The sequence below is a fragment of the Acidihalobacter yilgarnensis genome (assembly GCF_001753245.1).
Lineage (GTDB): Bacteria > Pseudomonadota > Gammaproteobacteria > DSM-5130 > Acidihalobacteraceae > Acidihalobacter > Acidihalobacter yilgarnensis.
Genome location: NZ_CP017415.1, coordinates 2814647 through 2828808, shown reverse-complemented (window position 1 = coordinate 2828808; position 14162 = coordinate 2814647). Strand labels below are relative to the sequence as shown.

At 57.9% G+C, this 14162-nt stretch carries 16 protein-coding genes and 4 pseudogenes; 12 read left to right on the top strand and 8 right to left on the bottom strand.

Annotated features, from left to right (window positions below; all coding sequences use genetic code 11):
- Positions 1 to 7 precede the first annotated feature (7 nt).
- Together BI364_RS18955 and dinB are read right to left on the bottom strand one after the other, a co-directional pair.
- A complete protein-coding gene (locus BI364_RS18955) occupies positions 8 to 136 on the bottom strand; it encodes a hypothetical protein (RefSeq protein WP_267887960.1) in 129 nt (42 codons plus the stop codon).
- A gap of 361 nt (positions 137 to 497) precedes the next feature.
- A complete protein-coding gene (dinB, locus tag BI364_RS13635; RefSeq protein WP_070079214.1) occupies positions 498 to 1676 on the bottom strand; it encodes a DNA polymerase IV in 1179 nt (392 codons plus the stop codon).
- Between the two features lie 407 nt (positions 1677 to 2083).
- Here dinB and BI364_RS13630 point away from each other — a divergent pair.
- Positions 2084 to 3019, top strand: a pseudogene (locus BI364_RS13630) (IS630 family transposase); the annotation flags it as partial.
- A gap of 146 nt (positions 3020 to 3165) precedes the next feature.
- On the opposite strand, the gene BI364_RS13625 reads toward BI364_RS13630, so the two are convergent.
- On the bottom strand, positions 3166 to 3570 hold the full coding sequence (locus tag BI364_RS13625) for a heavy metal-responsive transcriptional regulator (RefSeq protein WP_070080080.1): 405 nt from the start codon (positions 3568 to 3570) through the stop codon (positions 3166 to 3168).
- 214 nt (positions 3571 to 3784) lie between these two features.
- On the opposite strand from BI364_RS13625, the gene BI364_RS13620 reads away from it, so the two are divergent.
- The 6 genes and pseudogenes from BI364_RS13620 to BI364_RS18040 all read left to right on the top strand — a co-directional run bounded on the left by BI364_RS13620 (position 3785) and on the right by BI364_RS18040 (position 8979).
- Complete coding sequence (locus BI364_RS13620) at positions 3785 to 4030, top strand: heavy-metal-associated domain-containing protein (RefSeq protein ID WP_070079213.1); 246 nt, start codon at positions 3785 to 3787, stop codon at positions 4028 to 4030.
- Complete coding sequence (locus BI364_RS13615) at positions 4011 to 6482, top strand: heavy metal translocating P-type ATPase (RefSeq protein ID WP_070079212.1); 2472 nt, start codon at positions 4011 to 4013, stop codon at positions 6480 to 6482. Before BI364_RS13620 ends, BI364_RS13615 begins: the two co-directional genes overlap by 20 nt.
- Positions 6479 to 7345 (top strand): cytochrome c biogenesis CcdA family protein, encoded by an 867-nt coding sequence (locus tag BI364_RS13610; RefSeq protein ID WP_070079211.1) that lies wholly within the window; start codon positions 6479 to 6481, stop codon positions 7343 to 7345. Before BI364_RS13615 ends, BI364_RS13610 begins: the two co-directional genes overlap by 4 nt.
- A 17-nt stretch (positions 7346 to 7362) precedes the next feature.
- The gene (locus BI364_RS18045) at positions 7363 to 7752 is read left to right on the top strand and encodes a cupredoxin domain-containing protein (RefSeq protein ID WP_156782765.1); all 390 of its coding nucleotides are present in this window, start codon (positions 7363 to 7365) and stop codon (positions 7750 to 7752) included.
- A gap of 235 nt (positions 7753 to 7987) precedes the next feature.
- Positions 7988 to 8649: pseudogene (locus BI364_RS13605) on the top strand (IS5 family transposase); the annotation flags it as partial.
- A 111-nt stretch (positions 8650 to 8760) separates the two neighbouring features.
- Entirely contained in the window at positions 8761 to 8979 is a 219-nt protein-coding gene (locus BI364_RS18040; RefSeq protein WP_156782764.1) for a cation transporter dimerization domain-containing protein, read from the top strand.
- A gap of 78 nt (positions 8980 to 9057) precedes the next feature.
- On the opposite strand, the pseudogene BI364_RS19245 reads toward BI364_RS18040, so the two are convergent.
- Positions 9058 to 9519 (bottom strand): annotated as a pseudogene (locus BI364_RS19245) (DUF255 domain-containing protein).
- Positions 9497 to 9577, bottom strand: a pseudogene (locus BI364_RS19240) (DUF255 domain-containing protein); the annotation flags it as partial. The pseudogenes BI364_RS19245 and BI364_RS19240, both read right to left, overlap by 23 nt.
- A gap of 266 nt (positions 9578 to 9843) precedes the next feature.
- Between BI364_RS19240 and BI364_RS13600 the strand changes: the two are divergent.
- From BI364_RS13600 to BI364_RS17590, 3 genes are read left to right on the top strand one after another with little or no spacing between them, the layout of a single operon-like run.
- Complete coding sequence (locus BI364_RS13600) at positions 9844 to 10245, top strand: ArsR/SmtB family transcription factor (protein WP_070079210.1); 402 nt, start codon at positions 9844 to 9846, stop codon at positions 10243 to 10245.
- Entirely contained in the window at positions 10232 to 10831 is a 600-nt protein-coding gene (locus BI364_RS17595; protein ID WP_083251411.1) for a permease, read from the top strand. Before BI364_RS13600 ends, BI364_RS17595 begins: the two co-directional genes overlap by 14 nt.
- Before the next feature lie 32 nt (positions 10832 to 10863).
- Positions 10864 to 11415 (top strand): permease, encoded by a 552-nt coding sequence (locus BI364_RS17590; protein WP_156782763.1) that lies wholly within the window; start codon positions 10864 to 10866, stop codon positions 11413 to 11415.
- 40 nt (positions 11416 to 11455) lie between these two features.
- On the opposite strand, the gene BI364_RS13590 is transcribed toward BI364_RS17590, so the two are convergent.
- From BI364_RS13590 to BI364_RS18030, 3 genes are all read right to left on the bottom strand, one after another.
- Positions 11456 to 11980 (bottom strand): helix-turn-helix domain-containing protein, encoded by a 525-nt coding sequence (locus BI364_RS13590; RefSeq protein ID WP_197495723.1) that lies wholly within the window; start codon positions 11978 to 11980, stop codon positions 11456 to 11458.
- Positions 11977 to 12195, bottom strand: a complete 219-nt coding sequence (locus tag BI364_RS18415) for a hypothetical protein (RefSeq protein WP_070079208.1) — start codon at positions 12193 to 12195, stop codon at positions 11977 to 11979. Before BI364_RS18415 ends, BI364_RS13590 begins: the two co-directional genes overlap by 4 nt.
- A 377-nt stretch (positions 12196 to 12572) precedes the next feature.
- Positions 12573 to 12962 (bottom strand): hypothetical protein, encoded by a 390-nt coding sequence (locus tag BI364_RS18030; protein ID WP_070079207.1) that lies wholly within the window; start codon positions 12960 to 12962, stop codon positions 12573 to 12575.
- Positions 12963 to 13232: 270 nt separating this feature from the next.
- On the opposite strand from BI364_RS18030, the gene BI364_RS13575 reads away from it, so the two are divergent.
- Both BI364_RS13575 and BI364_RS13570 read left to right on the top strand, forming a co-directional pair.
- On the top strand, positions 13233 to 13583 hold the full coding sequence (locus BI364_RS13575) for an ArsR/SmtB family transcription factor (protein ID WP_070079206.1): 351 nt from the start codon (positions 13233 to 13235) through the stop codon (positions 13581 to 13583).
- Positions 13584 to 13632: 49 nt separating this feature from the next.
- Positions 13633 to 14136 carry a hypothetical protein gene (locus BI364_RS13570; protein ID WP_083251408.1) on the top strand — a complete coding sequence of 168 codons (504 nt, stop codon included), beginning with the start codon at positions 13633 to 13635 and terminating at the stop codon, positions 14134 to 14136.
- Positions 14137 to 14162 lie beyond the last annotated feature (26 nt).

Here is a 14162-nt window from a genome sequence, read left to right as displayed (position 1 = left end):
GCGCGATCTAGTGCGAGGGATGCTCGCGCTCGCGCTGGCGTTCTTTATTCTCAAGGTGCTTCATGAAAAAAATGAAGCCCAACATTGAGTAGGTGCCGCCGATCACGATAAGACCTACGAGGATGGGTGTGGACATGATGACCTCCTGTGCTTGGTGATGAGTATAAACCCTGTACGAGGACACGATAAATGCTTACCCGCTGTCGTCAAGCAGGTACCCCGGCATCAGGGTCGCCCTCTGCAGCGAGAACCAGAAAGCAACCGCCACGCCGGGTATGACTCCTATCGCCGGCACCGAACCAAAAGCGTGTACATGACTGTCCGAAAATACGGCTCTATCCGCGACTTGGCTGCGCATGCGTGCGCCTCACCAGAGGAGGCGGCTGAATTCAGAAGCGAGTGCGCCAACGACGTCGTCGCGACCAGCGCACCCGATTGAATCTGCGTTTCGCGTGAATCAGCCAGCCGTCAGGGTTTATACCCTCGCCTCCACGTCGCTACGGTTTACGTCGCACCCCCCAATGCACGGCGCCACGACCGAACCGATCGCTGATGCGGTCGAGCGTCGCGTAGAGCGGCTCTCGACCTGTTGCGGGCGCAGGCTCAGCCTCGGCGAACAGATCGGTCTGGGCGGGCACTGTGGCATCCCAGCCGGCGAGGCCGAGGCCGATCAGCCGGACTGGACGTGCCGCCCAGTCCCCTGCCTGGTAAAGCGCCCAGGCATGACGGTAGAGCACGTCGTCGTCGGCCGTGGGCACGGGGAGTGTGCGTTGCCGGGTATGGGTCTTGAATCCCCGAAAGCGCAGCTTGAGGGTCACCGTGGAGCCCTTCAGGCCCGCCTGACGGGCGGTATGACCGATCTCCTGTGCCGCCCACAGCAGAGTGTCGCGCAGGATCACCGGATCGGTGATGTCCTCCGCGAAGGTGGTCTCCTTGGAGATGGACTTGCGCACTGTGTCGGTGTGCAGGGCATCGGAGGCGGTGCCACAAGCCTGATCCTGGAAGCGCCGGGCGGCGCGCGCACCGAGATGCTGAATCAGCTGCGTGGCATCGGCCAGGCGCACGTCTTTGACGGTGCGGAGTCCGAGGTCATGCAGCACCGAGGCGGCCTTGCCGCCGATGCCGCGGAGCGCGGTCAGCGGCATCGGATCGAGAAAGGTCTGTACCCGTGCCGGGGGCACCACCATCAGCCCGTCAGGCTTGCGGTACTCCGAGGCCAGCTTCGCGATCAGACGGTTCGGGCCGATACCCACCGAGGCGGTCAGGCCCACGGCATCGGCGATTACCTGCTTGGCGCGTTGACCGATCATCTCAGGTGGACCTACCAGGCGTTCGAGACCGGACACGTCCAGGTAGGCCTCGTCGATCGAGACCGGTTCAACCACGGGCGAAATCGTGTTGAGTGCCGCCATGATGCGCTGCGAGACGGCGGCATAATGCGTCATGCGCGGACGCACGAAGACCGTGTCGGCCGGCAACCGGCGTGCGGCCTCCGAAATCGGCATGGCCGAGTGGACGCCATAACGCCGGGCCTCGTAGGAACAGGTCGCCACCACGCCGCGCTGGCCGGGTGCTGCGCCGACCACCAGGGGACGGCCCCGCCACTCCGGATGATCGCGTTGCTCGACCGCCGCGAAAAAGGCGTCGAGATCGATGTGCATGATCCGTCTGGACATGGACCCGGTAGGCGGATGCCCGGTAGTGGGTGGGATCGGTCGGTACGATCATCGGCCTGGAGGGACCGACATCCGACAGCCTGATGAGATTATGCCGCCGCCTTGGTAGTCGTACCAGCTGACGGCCAAGCAGAAGATTGAACAGTACGGCGGTATGATGCGAGTGGTTGCTTTTGGAGTCTGGGCTCAACTGGCGCTTTCGGCCAAGAGCGGTCTGCCAGGCCACCTCATTTGACTGTCTGGCTATCGCTTTTTTGGATTCGCATTTTCCACACTGTAGAACGAATGCCATCTTTACTACCCACAGCTATTCTATATTCATTCGACATACCGTTCTTGGCCTAACCCCTATAGATTCGGCACGCAAATAATACGAACTATCAAGTAATTGTCATGTCGAATTTTGCATGGACAAACAAGACGCAAGAAAACTGGATCCGGCGGCGCAATACGAACTGCGCAAGCAGGTTATCCGGGCATGGAAACGCGGGCGCAATCGAGTTCAGATCAGCGAAGAGATTGGTTTGAGCTACGTTGCGGTCTGCAACATCGTCAAGCGCTACCGCGCGAGCGAAGACAAAGGCATCAGCGCACTGGCTCCTGCACGACGAGGGCGTCGCGAAGGAGAATCCCGCACGCTCACGGCAGAACAGGAAACACACCTGCAGCGCCTGATCTGCGAGAAGCGCCCGGAACAGTTAAAGATGGTGTTCGCCTTGTGGAGCCGGGCTGCGGTCATGCAACTGGTCGAGCGCGAATGCGGCATCAAGCTATCCGTACGGGGTGTTGGCAATTACCTCAAGCGCTGGGGATTCACCCCGCAAAAGCCGATCAAGAAGGCTTACGAGCAACGTCCGGAGGCAGTTCAGAACTGGCTGGAAGAGGAATACCCCGCCATCGAGAAACGCGCCAAGACTGAGGGTGCCGAGATTCATTGGGGCGACGAGACGGCGGTGGTGAACACCGATGTACGTGGTCGCAGCTACGCACCGGCTGGAAAAACACCGGTGACTTTTGCGGTGGGCGGCACGCGCCAGAAACTGTCGATGATCGCCACCGTGACCAACCAGGGCAAGACGCGCTGGATGATTATTGATGAGGCGTTCAATGCGGACAGGCTCATCGAATTTTTGGGTGCTTTGATCAAAGACGCGGGACGCAAAGTGTTTTTGATTCTCGACAATCTGCGGGTACACCACAGCGAGGTGGTTAAGGCCTGGGTTGCTGATCGCACAGACAAGATCGAGTTGTTTTACCTGCCCAGCTACAGTCCTGAACTGAACCCGGAGGAGCGGCTCAATGCGGATTTAAAAGGGTATCCGGAAGATCGTGTTGATTTGAGATGGAGTTGAGATGGCGCATCTTGGCGCCTAAACCGGAATATTGTGTGTATGTGTGTCAACACTGCCACACCCGGCATCAATAGGGTTTGATGCTTGATTGAGCGGATTTCAGCTACACGATTTATAACAATTCACCCAGAGTATGATCAGGCGTGTGAGTGCTCTGTATCAGAAAGTTGACTTAAAATAGGGCACGAGTCGCCTCCATCTGAGCAACACAAATGGCTAAGGCGTGTGAGTTCTTCTTTGAATGCGGACAGACTGGATATCTTGTGCTCTATCTCTGCAAGCTTTGCCTGAGTCAACCCCAGGACCTGTCGACGCGCTTCGTTGGGTGCTGAGCGCAACCGCAACAGAACACGGATGTCATCTAGGCTAAAGCCGGCGCTTTTGGCTCGGCGGATAAACATAAGCTGTTCGATATCGTGACCATCGTAGTCACGTCGCCCTGCGGCATCGCGCCCAACAGCATCCAACAACCCGATTTTGTCGTAGTAACGAAGTGTCTCGGCACTGAATCCCGAGCGCCTCGAGGCCTCTCCGATTTTCATCCATACCTCCTTCGGCAAACCGAGGGCGACTCAGCTTCACCTCTAGAATCGCCAATGACGTGAGATAACAGGTGATGTCTTCACCAGTGCGAGATCTAGCGCGTTTGCCAGATGAGTCTGTCAGGCCGCGAAACATCATGCCACAAAGCCTTGACTTGGAGTTAACTCCAAGAGTTATAAGTCGCCAAGAGACTCGGATAAAGAGGTATTCGACATGCAGTCGTTCGAACTACAAATCGGTAGCATGCACTGTAATGGCTGTGCGCTGAGGCTTGAACAGATGTTAAAGAGGGTTTCCGGCGTCAGCGCGGTTAAGGTTTCCTATCAGGATGGTCAAGCTCGATTGATCATCGATCCCGATGCGACATCGCCGGAGAAGCTGGTGGCATTGGTGACCGACGCTGGATTTACGGCAAAGACGACATTGGAGGGGCGGCGTCATGACGAACATCGCACTTGATCCTTCATCAGACTGGCACCCTTGGCGAGACGAGCCCACGCAAACACCGCCACTACGTCGCGTCAGCGCCCATATCGGCGGTCTGCACTGTTCGCTTTGCACGGGAACGATCGAGCAATCACTTGGCAAACTGCCAGGTGTAAAGAAAGTCGCCGTGAGCCTGACTCACGAACAGGCCTTGGTCGAATACGATCCGGTACTGACGGATCCGGCTGTCTTGATGGGAACGCTTAGCGATATCGGCTACGAACTACAGGATCCGAGGCGGGTCGAGCCGTTCGAAGTGCAGGAACGCCGTCTCGCCAATGAAGGTGCCCGATTCCTGCTGACGCTTTCCGCCAGCCTGATCGCCGTGGCTTTGATAGCGCCGTCACAGGGCTGGCAACTCGTCCTTTCCGGGGTCGTCTATGCCACCCTGCTTCTCTTCTCCTGGACGCTGCTCAAGCCGCGCGGATGGATGCGCGCGCTCTCCGGGACGGCCGCACTAGCGCTTCTCGGCTTGCTCATCTACGCATTGAAGTTGGATGGCCTATTACAGACCTGGGCGGCACCGTTGACTGCGGCCTTGGCGCTAGGCGTGTTTTTAGGCCCTGGCGGCAATTTTTTGAAGATTGCCTGGCAGTCCCTGCGGCGAGGCATTCTCAATCAGCATGTATTGGTCGAAATCGGCGCTGTAGCGGGCATGATCGGCGGGGCCCTCGGTTTTGTTCTACGGCTGCCCCATTACCCTACGGCGGCTTTTTTCGGGGTCTCGGTGATGGTGCTGACCTATCATCGCTTCTCCGAGTGGCTTTCATTGATCGTGAAGACGCGCAGCTCCCAAACGGTGCGAAAACTGCTCGATTTGACGCCGCGTACGGCGAGGCGAGTGGGGAAAAATGGACACGAAGAAACCGTGCCGGTGGAGACGCTTGCGATCGGTGATCAAATTCGTGTGCGCCCCGGTGAAAGGATCGGCGCCGATGGCCGGGTGCTGGAGGGGCATTCTTCGGTGGATGAATCGCTGTTGACCGGCGAGCCTCTTCCTGTTGAGAAAACGGCCGGGGCAAGTGTCGTCGGCGGTGCCATCAACGGGTCAGGCATGCTGCTCGTCGAAGTGTACGCAGTGGGTGACGACAGTTTTCTGGCTCAAGTAGTCCGCAGCGTCGAGGAATCGCGCGCACTAAAGCCAGGTCTGCTGCATCTGGTGGACCGTACCCTACGCATTTACACGCCGCTTGTTCTGACCCTTGCCTTGCTGGCCCTACTAGGGTGGCTGCTGGCAACCTGGCTGATGAGTGGCACACCGGATGTGGAGCGAGCGGTCTTCGCCGCGCTTTCCGTACTGGTCATGGGTTATCCCTGTGCGGTCGGGATTTCGGCACCTTTGTCGATCGTACGCGGGGCTGCCGATGCAGCAGAGGCTGGCGTGCTGATGCGTACGGGCGAGTCTTTCCAAGCGTTCCGCCAGACAACGCTCGTAGTGTTCGACAAGACCGGCACGCTTACCGTCGGGCGTCCGCAGGTAGCCAAGCTCATGCCAGCCTCAGGAGTGGACGAGATGCATATACTGAGCCTGGCGGCATCGGTCGAGATGGGCTCGGAGCATCCGCTTGGGCACGCGATCGTGAATGAGGCACTGGAGCGCGGGGTCGATTTGGGCGAGGTATCGGATTTCCAGGCGATAGCTGGCTTGGGCATAACAGCCAAGCTCGGTGATACTCAGGTCCAGATTGGTAATGCCGAATGGCTGCGAACGCAGCAGATCGCCATTCCTGATGATAAAGCCATCAAGAGCGCGCAAGCGATGGGGCATACGGCCGTTGGCGTAGCGGCTGCGGGTCTTTTCCAAGGCTGGATACTATTGGGTGATGCCTTGCGCGAAGATGCCCGCGAGACGATACAGGTACTGAATCGCAATGGCATCCGCGCTGTGATGTTGACGGGGGATCACCCGCATACAGCGGAAGCGGTTGCTAAGCAATTGGGCATAGAAGAAGTCTATGGGCGTGTCCTGCCTCAGGAGAAGGCCGAGCGCATCCGGCAATTTCAGGCGTCCGGTGCCCACGTCGCCATGGTAGGCGACGGCATCAATGATGCGCCTGCGCTGATGCAAGCCGACACGGGAGTTGCCATGGGGTCCGGCACGGATATCGCGATCGAATCGGCCGATATCGTCGTTCTCAACAACCGGCTCTCATCAATTCTGATCGCCTGGCAGATCAGTCGTCGGAGTTATGCGCGTATGGTCCGTAACGTTTTGCTGGCATTCGCATTCAATGGCCTTGGCATACCTGCGGCGGCGACAGGGCTCGTGAACCCCGTGTGGGCCATGACGGCAATGGCAGTGAGTGTTACCGCGATTTTCGTACACTCCTTATGGGGCAAACCCGCCATATTTTTTTCAGCCGTCGGCAGTGTCGGCACGAAATCTGCTGCACTATCGCAAGATGCCATGAGTACTCCAAGATGAAAACAATCCGCTTTCGTCTTGATAACGATGCGGTGCGTATCGGCATCACATTGATTGCACTGACCCTTCTGTTCTTTGCGGGGGAATGGGTTTATCACACGGTTGGTTGGCTATTGTTTAAAGCCCAGGGAACACCGGTCGTGCCCGCTCCGCTGATCCTGGCCATTGGGGTTCTTGGTGGTGCCGCCTCATTTTTTTCGCCTTGTAGTCTCGTGATTACACCATCCTTCCTTATGTATTTCGTGGGCAATAGGGCTTCAATGTCTGTTGACATGAAACAACATGACCGCAGCCTGTTCAAGGCGTCATTACTAATCGCATTAGGTATCATCGGTTTTTACAGCGTCGCCGCCGTGCTGGTCGGCGTGATTGGCCCCGCAATCTATCGGTTCCTGATCTACTTGATTCCTGTAGTCGGCATGCTTTTCGCAATCTTGGGCTTTGCGCTGTTGATCGGGGGGGCCGCCGCATTGAGTGGTGCAGCGCGTTTTTTACCGGGACGGCGCTATTATGATCGGCTGCTGGCGGGTGCTGCGCAGGGACGGCGACGTGATCTTCTGGGTTTTGGTGTGGCCTACGGAGCGGCCGCGCATACGTGCACCTTGCCTGTTTTTTTGGGGGTCATCATGCTACCGCTAGCCGCAGGTGTTTATTGGCTTGCTGCCTTGGCCGTGCTGCTCTATGGAACTGCCATGGCAGGACTGATGCTCCTTATGCTTGCACTGGGTCAGCCCGCCGTGTTGGCCGTGCGACGACATATCGGTCTCTATTTGCAGCCGGCTACCGGCGTTCTGTTTCTATTGACCAGTGGATACTTATTTTACTATTTTTTGTTGAATTTCGGGGTTATATCGGGGATTTAAGGAAGGGGGAAGAAATCATGCATAACTCAGTACTCATCCGTCTCGCGCCAGCAGTCACATCACTACTTGCGGTATTGTTTTTGCCAACTATAGCGGCAGCATCCGCCCCGTCTGATGCGACGCCGGTTTTTAAGCTGATAGAAGGAAAAGCCTGGTCATCTTATCCCTACTCACCTTCGGTTCTCCACATTCCTGCAGGTAAGACCGTCGCACTCGAACTCACCGACAACATCGGCGGCTGTGGTCTCGTAACCGTGTTCCCGCATCTAGGTCCGCAGGGGGAAACGGTCTCCGTCCGTGTGCCGGTCGGAGATACGAAAAGAATCTTGATACACGCTCCCAAGCCGGGAAAATACGTTTATCACTGTTCGGAAAATATGTGGTATGGAGAAATTGTGGCCGAATAATTCGATGTGGCTGACGAATCCATCATCGACAGCCTCGTAGTCTAACGAGGATGATCGTTATCGTTATCGTTATCGTGCTCGCGATCAGACACTAGAGTCTTTTGTAAGATTGGCGGCCTGGTGCACGTAGCAGCCAGCGGAGCATTTTCGCACGGATTGATCTAGGGCAACGCTGAAAAAGTCTCTTCCCTCTGCGAAAATTGAATTGCTCTGACAACCAATTGGGATCGTAACGATGAAACAGCAGACACTGGCGATGGCAGCGGACTCAGGCGAAGGATTCGAGGTCTATCGGCGGGCGACGCGTCGTGATGTGTTTCTCGTGATGTGTTTCTATCGACGATGGAGGAACTCGTGCCGTGGTCCGCGTCGTGTGCGGTGATCGAGCCCCACTACCCGAAGGCAGGGAAGGGTCGTCCACCGGTGGGGCTGGAACGGATGCTGCGGATGTACTTCGTGCAGCACGGGTTCAACCTGGCTGACGAGGCGTGTGAAGGAGCGCTGCTGGACAGCACGTCGCTGCGGCGATTCGTGGGCATTGATCTGGGCCGCGAGCGGGTCCCGGACGGAACGACCCTGCTGAAGTTTCGTCGCCTGTTGGAGCAGCACGACCTGGGTGCGACGTTGTTCGCACAGGTCAATCAGACCCTGCAGGATCGGGGCCTGAAGGTCGGTACTGGAACGATCGTCGACGCCACGATCATCGGTGCGCCGAGCTCGACCAAGAATGCCCACAAGACACGTGATCCCGACATGCATCAGACCCGCAAGGGCCAACAGTGGTATTTCGGTATGAAGCTACACATCGGTGTGGACAATCGTACCGGCGTGGTGCACAGCGCGGCGGTCACCGCCGCCAACGTGCATGACAAACACCTGCTCGCGGACCTACTGTATGCCTTCATGTCACCGCGATTGCCGGCGCACTGATCTACTGGACGCATTTCTACCGTTTCGGTGCTCTCGCTGCCTTAGTGGTGGCGGCCTTGATGCTGCGCGGGGGTAAGTTTGCTCAGAGAATCGGGGCGCGTCTTTCTCGAAGCCGCCCCCAAGGGTATGGACCCGGATGTAATCGGTCACACACTGGCTGCAGATCCGGGCGTCTTCGAGGTGCATGGCCTGCATGTCTGGGAGGTAACGTCTGGCTTTACTGCCCTATCCGCGCACGTCCTCGTATCCGGCGACAAGCCTTGCCTCGGAGAGTGCCATGCGGTGCGTCGACCCTGAGCATTTTGATATCGACCATGTGACACTCCAGGTGGACCACTTCCAGACTGAATACCGGGTCCCCATGCAGGAGATTCGTCACACCAAATGGCCGCTGCTTGAGACAGGATGAGGTCCATGATTGGTTGACCTTAAGACACACCTCAGGATTATCAGTAAATCAGAACGTAGTTGATGGATGTGGCATGGCACCCGGAGAAATCCGGACTGACCGAACGTGCTGCTATGAGGCGAGAAATAGATGCCGGCGCAACACGGTTGCAACTTCGGAGAGAGGAAAACATTGCAGGACCAGTCGCCCTTTCCGTTCATGACCATAGTGGCGAGTTGATGGACGCGATCGATGTCCGGACGCTGCTCACGGTCGGTCGACCAGGATGTTCACGAATCAGCGATTCATCAAGCTGGTGATAGAGCTGGATCGGAAAACAACTCGCGGTCGGCCACATGGCACCAGTAACAGACCGGATAGCCGATGAATAGAAAGCTCGGCTTGTTTTCCCAATCGAGCCTTTTCGAGCGCCACCGGCCCCCAAGGATACCAATCCACCGGGTTGTTCGCGTGCCTCCGCAAATAAGGGTCAAACGCGTCGCTCAGGTAATTGCGCGGCGCGGGTGGGGTGCAGCTATGGCCAGCCCGCTGGCGACAAGACGAGGGGCATGAGCCATGCGTCCAAGCGCAGGTAGTGCTTGGAGCCGATTGCTTTCATCGTGTTTGATCCATCATGCAATCATGGATGCCCCAAGTGCCCGATCCCTCCATGCGAGCCGCTGCCTACTGCGCTGCCTACTGTATGCCATCCGGTGCTTTACGTGTCCGGTTCATGCTTGCGTGCCCATACTCATTCAATTATATTCGAAAATATGGAACAGAAACCCCATACCCCTACTGAAACTGAAGCGGACGTCTGCGCCCTGGAATGCTTTCATCCGCGCACCGTGACCCGGGTTCAGGCTGCTCTGGCGGGCGAGGCGGAACAGCTGGCGTCAAGCGCCGAATTGTTCAAGATGCTGGGCAATCCCAAGCGTTTGATGATCCTGCGCGCTTTGCGCGAAGCGGAGTTGTGCGTCTGCGATCTGGCCTACCTGCTTGGTCTGAGCGTGGCGGCGACTTCACAGCAACTGCGTATTCTGCGCGGCCAGGGCTGGCTGCGCATGCGCAGCGCGGGCAAGATGGCCTATTACCGCTGGAATGATGCGTCGCCGTTGCCCGCCCTGAATGCGGCAGTGCGTGAAGTGTGTGGGGCCGATGATGAACCTGATTGACGCCACGATTCACACCTTCGCACAGTGGACCGTCAACACCTGGACGCTGTACCTGGAGGCCGCACCCTGGGTGATAGTCGGGTTGATCTGCGCTGGCCTGATCAAGGCATGGGTACCGCAAGATCGGCTGGGGCGCTGGTTGGGCGGTCGCGGTTTGTGGCCGGTGACCAAAGCCGCGCTGATCGGCGCGCCACTGCCGCTGTGTTCTTGCGGGGTGATACCGGTCGCGCTGGGTTTGCGCCGTGCCGGGGCTTCGCGAGGCTCGACCCTGTCATTTCTGATCGCCACCCCGGAGACAGGCGTAGATTCGGTGGCCATTTCGTTCGCGCTGTTGGGGCCGTTCATGGCCATCGTTCGTCCGATCAGCGCCATCCTGAGCGCCATCGTGACTGGCCTGCTGGGCAGTCTGGCCGAACCGGAGGCAAGGCGGGTGCCGGGTTCTGCCCCAGATCGGGTCGGAATCGACGCCTGCGGATCACAAACGTGTTCGAGTGCGTGCAGTACTGAAGTGTCAAGCCGGCGAGGATTGCACAAGCGGACTGCAACGATTCGTCCTGCGGCTACGAATCGACCGCACCCGCTTTGAATACGAACACGGGTTCGCTCGGGTGGCGCAGCATGGCGGGGATTCGCTATGCGGTCACCGACCTACTGGATGAGTTCAGCCTATGGATGGCGCTCGGCCTTGCGTTGGCGGGTTTGACCATGACACTGGTGCCGCCGGCTGCGCTGGGTGCTTACGGCAGTGGCTGGATGGCAATGCTGCTGATGCTGTTGGTCGGTGTGCCTTTCTACGTCTGCGCGACTGAATCCACGCCGATCGCCACCGCCATGCTGCTGGCCGGGGTCTCGCCCGGCGCAGTGCTGGTATTCCTGCTGGCAGGGCCGGCAACCAATCTGGGCACGGTAGGCGCCTTGCGCAAGGCACTCGGTTGGCGCTTCGTGTTGATCTACGTCGGCGGCATCAGCGCCTGCGCTATCGGATTCGGGCTGTTGACCGATGCCCTAGTGCATGCCCTTAATATCGATGTCACGGTCCAGATTCAAGCCAGCGCCGAGCTGCTGCCAGACTGGGCAAATCTGAGCTGCGCCTTCCTGCTCGCGGCCGTGGCGTTACGCCCGCTGCGCCGCCGCTTGCTCGGCCTGAATCCAGCGCAGCCGGTTGCTTGAGGCAATGCCGCTCGCAGAGCGTGCTATGGGTCATCTGGGTTCAATCCATCGGATGGTTTTCCGCGTATTCGGTCGCAGTTGGGGAGTCGCCCATGCCTACGCCTGAAAGCGACCTGCCGCTGCTCGCCAATACACTCAATTTGCTACGTATTGTGCTTTTGTTCGCCGTCACGGCCGTCGCCGAGATCGTCGCTGTTATCTGCCCTGGCTTGTGATTAAGCAGGGCAAACCGCTCTGGCTCCTGTTGCCAGCGGCGGCGTATCAGAAGTAGATGTAAGTCCCGTCGCGCTTGGCTTGGCGGGCGATGGCGGGGTAGGTCTCCCTGCTGCCAGCGGGCAATCGCTTCGGGGTCTAGTTGGTAGGCCCGCTGCAGCGGCTTCTGCGGTGTCAGCCTGACCCGCGCCAGGAGCGCACCCACCGAGGCCAAGCCCAGCATCACGCCGAGCCGTTGCGTGATCAACTCGCCCACGATCTGGCGTGTCCACAAACCGAAGTCGAAACTATACTGCCACGGGTTCTTGCCGTTGACCCACCGGAACACTTGCCGTCCTTGGGCATCGGTCAACTTCCGGCACCGCTCGGGTGCCGCCGCAACTGCAGGACCCGCTTGCCTTGGCCGCGCCCGCGCGCCTTCAGCCGTACCTTGTACGCCCAAGTCCGGTGCATCCCGAACGACGCCGAGGCCGCTGCCGGGGATTCGCCCTCATCCATCCGATCCAGCGCCATGAAGCGCATCGCTTCCAGCGTCTCGCGAGTCAACGGCCGGCCATCGATCTTCATACCCAATTGGACTGAAGTCGACGCCAGTTATTCCCTAATCTACTGACTTATGAGTAACTACCAAACCGCTACGTGACGGCAATCGTTTGCTCTGATCGACAGAGTGCAGGCGTACTGACAACAGGCACCGAGTCATCAGTCGGCTGATCAAAATAGGCAGGCTGAACGTCCTTTACAAACGGATGTGGCAGATGTCTCTTGAAAAATAGGCTGATGAGAGTGAAGGGAGTTGCTATAAAGCGTAGGACGTGGCTACTCGATGCGCTCACACAGTAGTTCACCGTTGCGTAAAGGCTGGCATGCCGAGCACCGGCGAATACAACCGCCGGTGCCGGTACTGCGCTTGTCGTAATGGATTATCGACAGCAACCGGCCTGCTAACGCGTTGCAACCTTTGCCGCATAGCGCTGAATAATTTCGCCGACCCGCTTCATGATCTCGCCCTGCATTTCCAGTTGTAGCTTTGCATTGCCGGGCGGCAATTGCGGGATGGCGATGCTATTGATGCCAGACTTGCCCATCATGCCACCGGCCATCATGCGCATCATCGGGCAGCCCATACCTTGCATACCTTGCATACCTTGCATACCTTGCATACCGCCCATGCCACCCATGCCACCCATGCCACCCATGCCACCCATGCCACCCATGCCTTTCGTACCTGACATCGGCATCGACCCCTGATCAGCGGCGTCGGCGACGAAGGCAGCCGGCGCCAGTGCTAACGCTCCAATCAATCCAAGCGTGCAAAGCGAACGTTTCATCATGATGGCTCTCCTATAAATGTTGTGTATCAATCTATCGAATATGCTGGCGCTCGAACTCGCGGCGTACATCGAAGCAAACGCTACTTTATGAAGACTAGCCTATGAAGTGCTGATTAGAGTCAAGTAAAAAGTTCGGGTATCCGGAAGATCGTGTTGATTTAAGATGATGCTGAGACGATGTCTCTCGACTTTTAAACCGGAATATTGTGTGTATTTGGCTGGCCAAAAGATAATTTTCATTATTTCAACTACTGCTGTACTATCGCGCGCATGAATGAAGATGCGCACATTTCTCAGAAGCTCGCAGCGCTCGGCCATCCAGCCCGACTGAAGATAATTCGGTTATTGGTGCAGGCCGGGCCTGATGGCATTGCAGCGGGGAAACTGGGTGAGTCCTGCGGTCTAGCCGCTAATGCCATGACGTTTCATTTGCAGAAGTTGACGCATGCGGGGTTGATCAAGAGTCAACGCGAGGGACAGTTCATCTTGTACAGCGCCCAGTTCGACACCCTGCTGGATATGACTCAAGTACTGACCGGGGCCTGCTGTGCGGATTCCCAGGACAAGTGTGGCGAACGCTGTCCCACCTCGGAAAAAGCCAGTCAAGCTACCGAGGACTGATTGGGGGCAACCTCGCCGGCTCTTCGGAACCGACAGACTCGCAGGTCTCATGTCAGAGCCACTCACCGCGGTAAAAATTGAGGTAAACCTGGAATCACTGCGCACGATGTCCCCCAAGGATTGGGGAAAAGCGATTGCCGTTGGTCTGATCAACGGGATCGCCCTGGCTGCCATCCTCATATCAACCCTGAAAATCGGCGTTTCACCGATGCCCGCGCCGTTGGGCCTGCTCTTTGCCGACACGCTCTTTGGCCGGCATCTCCCGGTCCCTGTTGGCATCGCGTTCCATCTGGCCTATGTCACCTTCTGGTCTGTCGTATTCATTGTGTTTTTCAGGCCCAAGCTGGCTTTCTCCAGCGTGGTGCTCTTGGCCGCTGGGTTGTGGATTTTCGCTCTCCTCGTTTTCGTGCCGTTCGTCGGTTGGGGGTTCTTTGGCATGGCAGTCGGCCCGCGCATCGCAATCGGCCTTCTGGTCAATCATGCCCTGTTCGCGTTATTCCTCTGGGGCTTGAGCAAAGCCTTCTTCCGGGAGGGTCGCCGTTCTGCTGAATAATACCTAAATGCATGTTATGGAGGTTG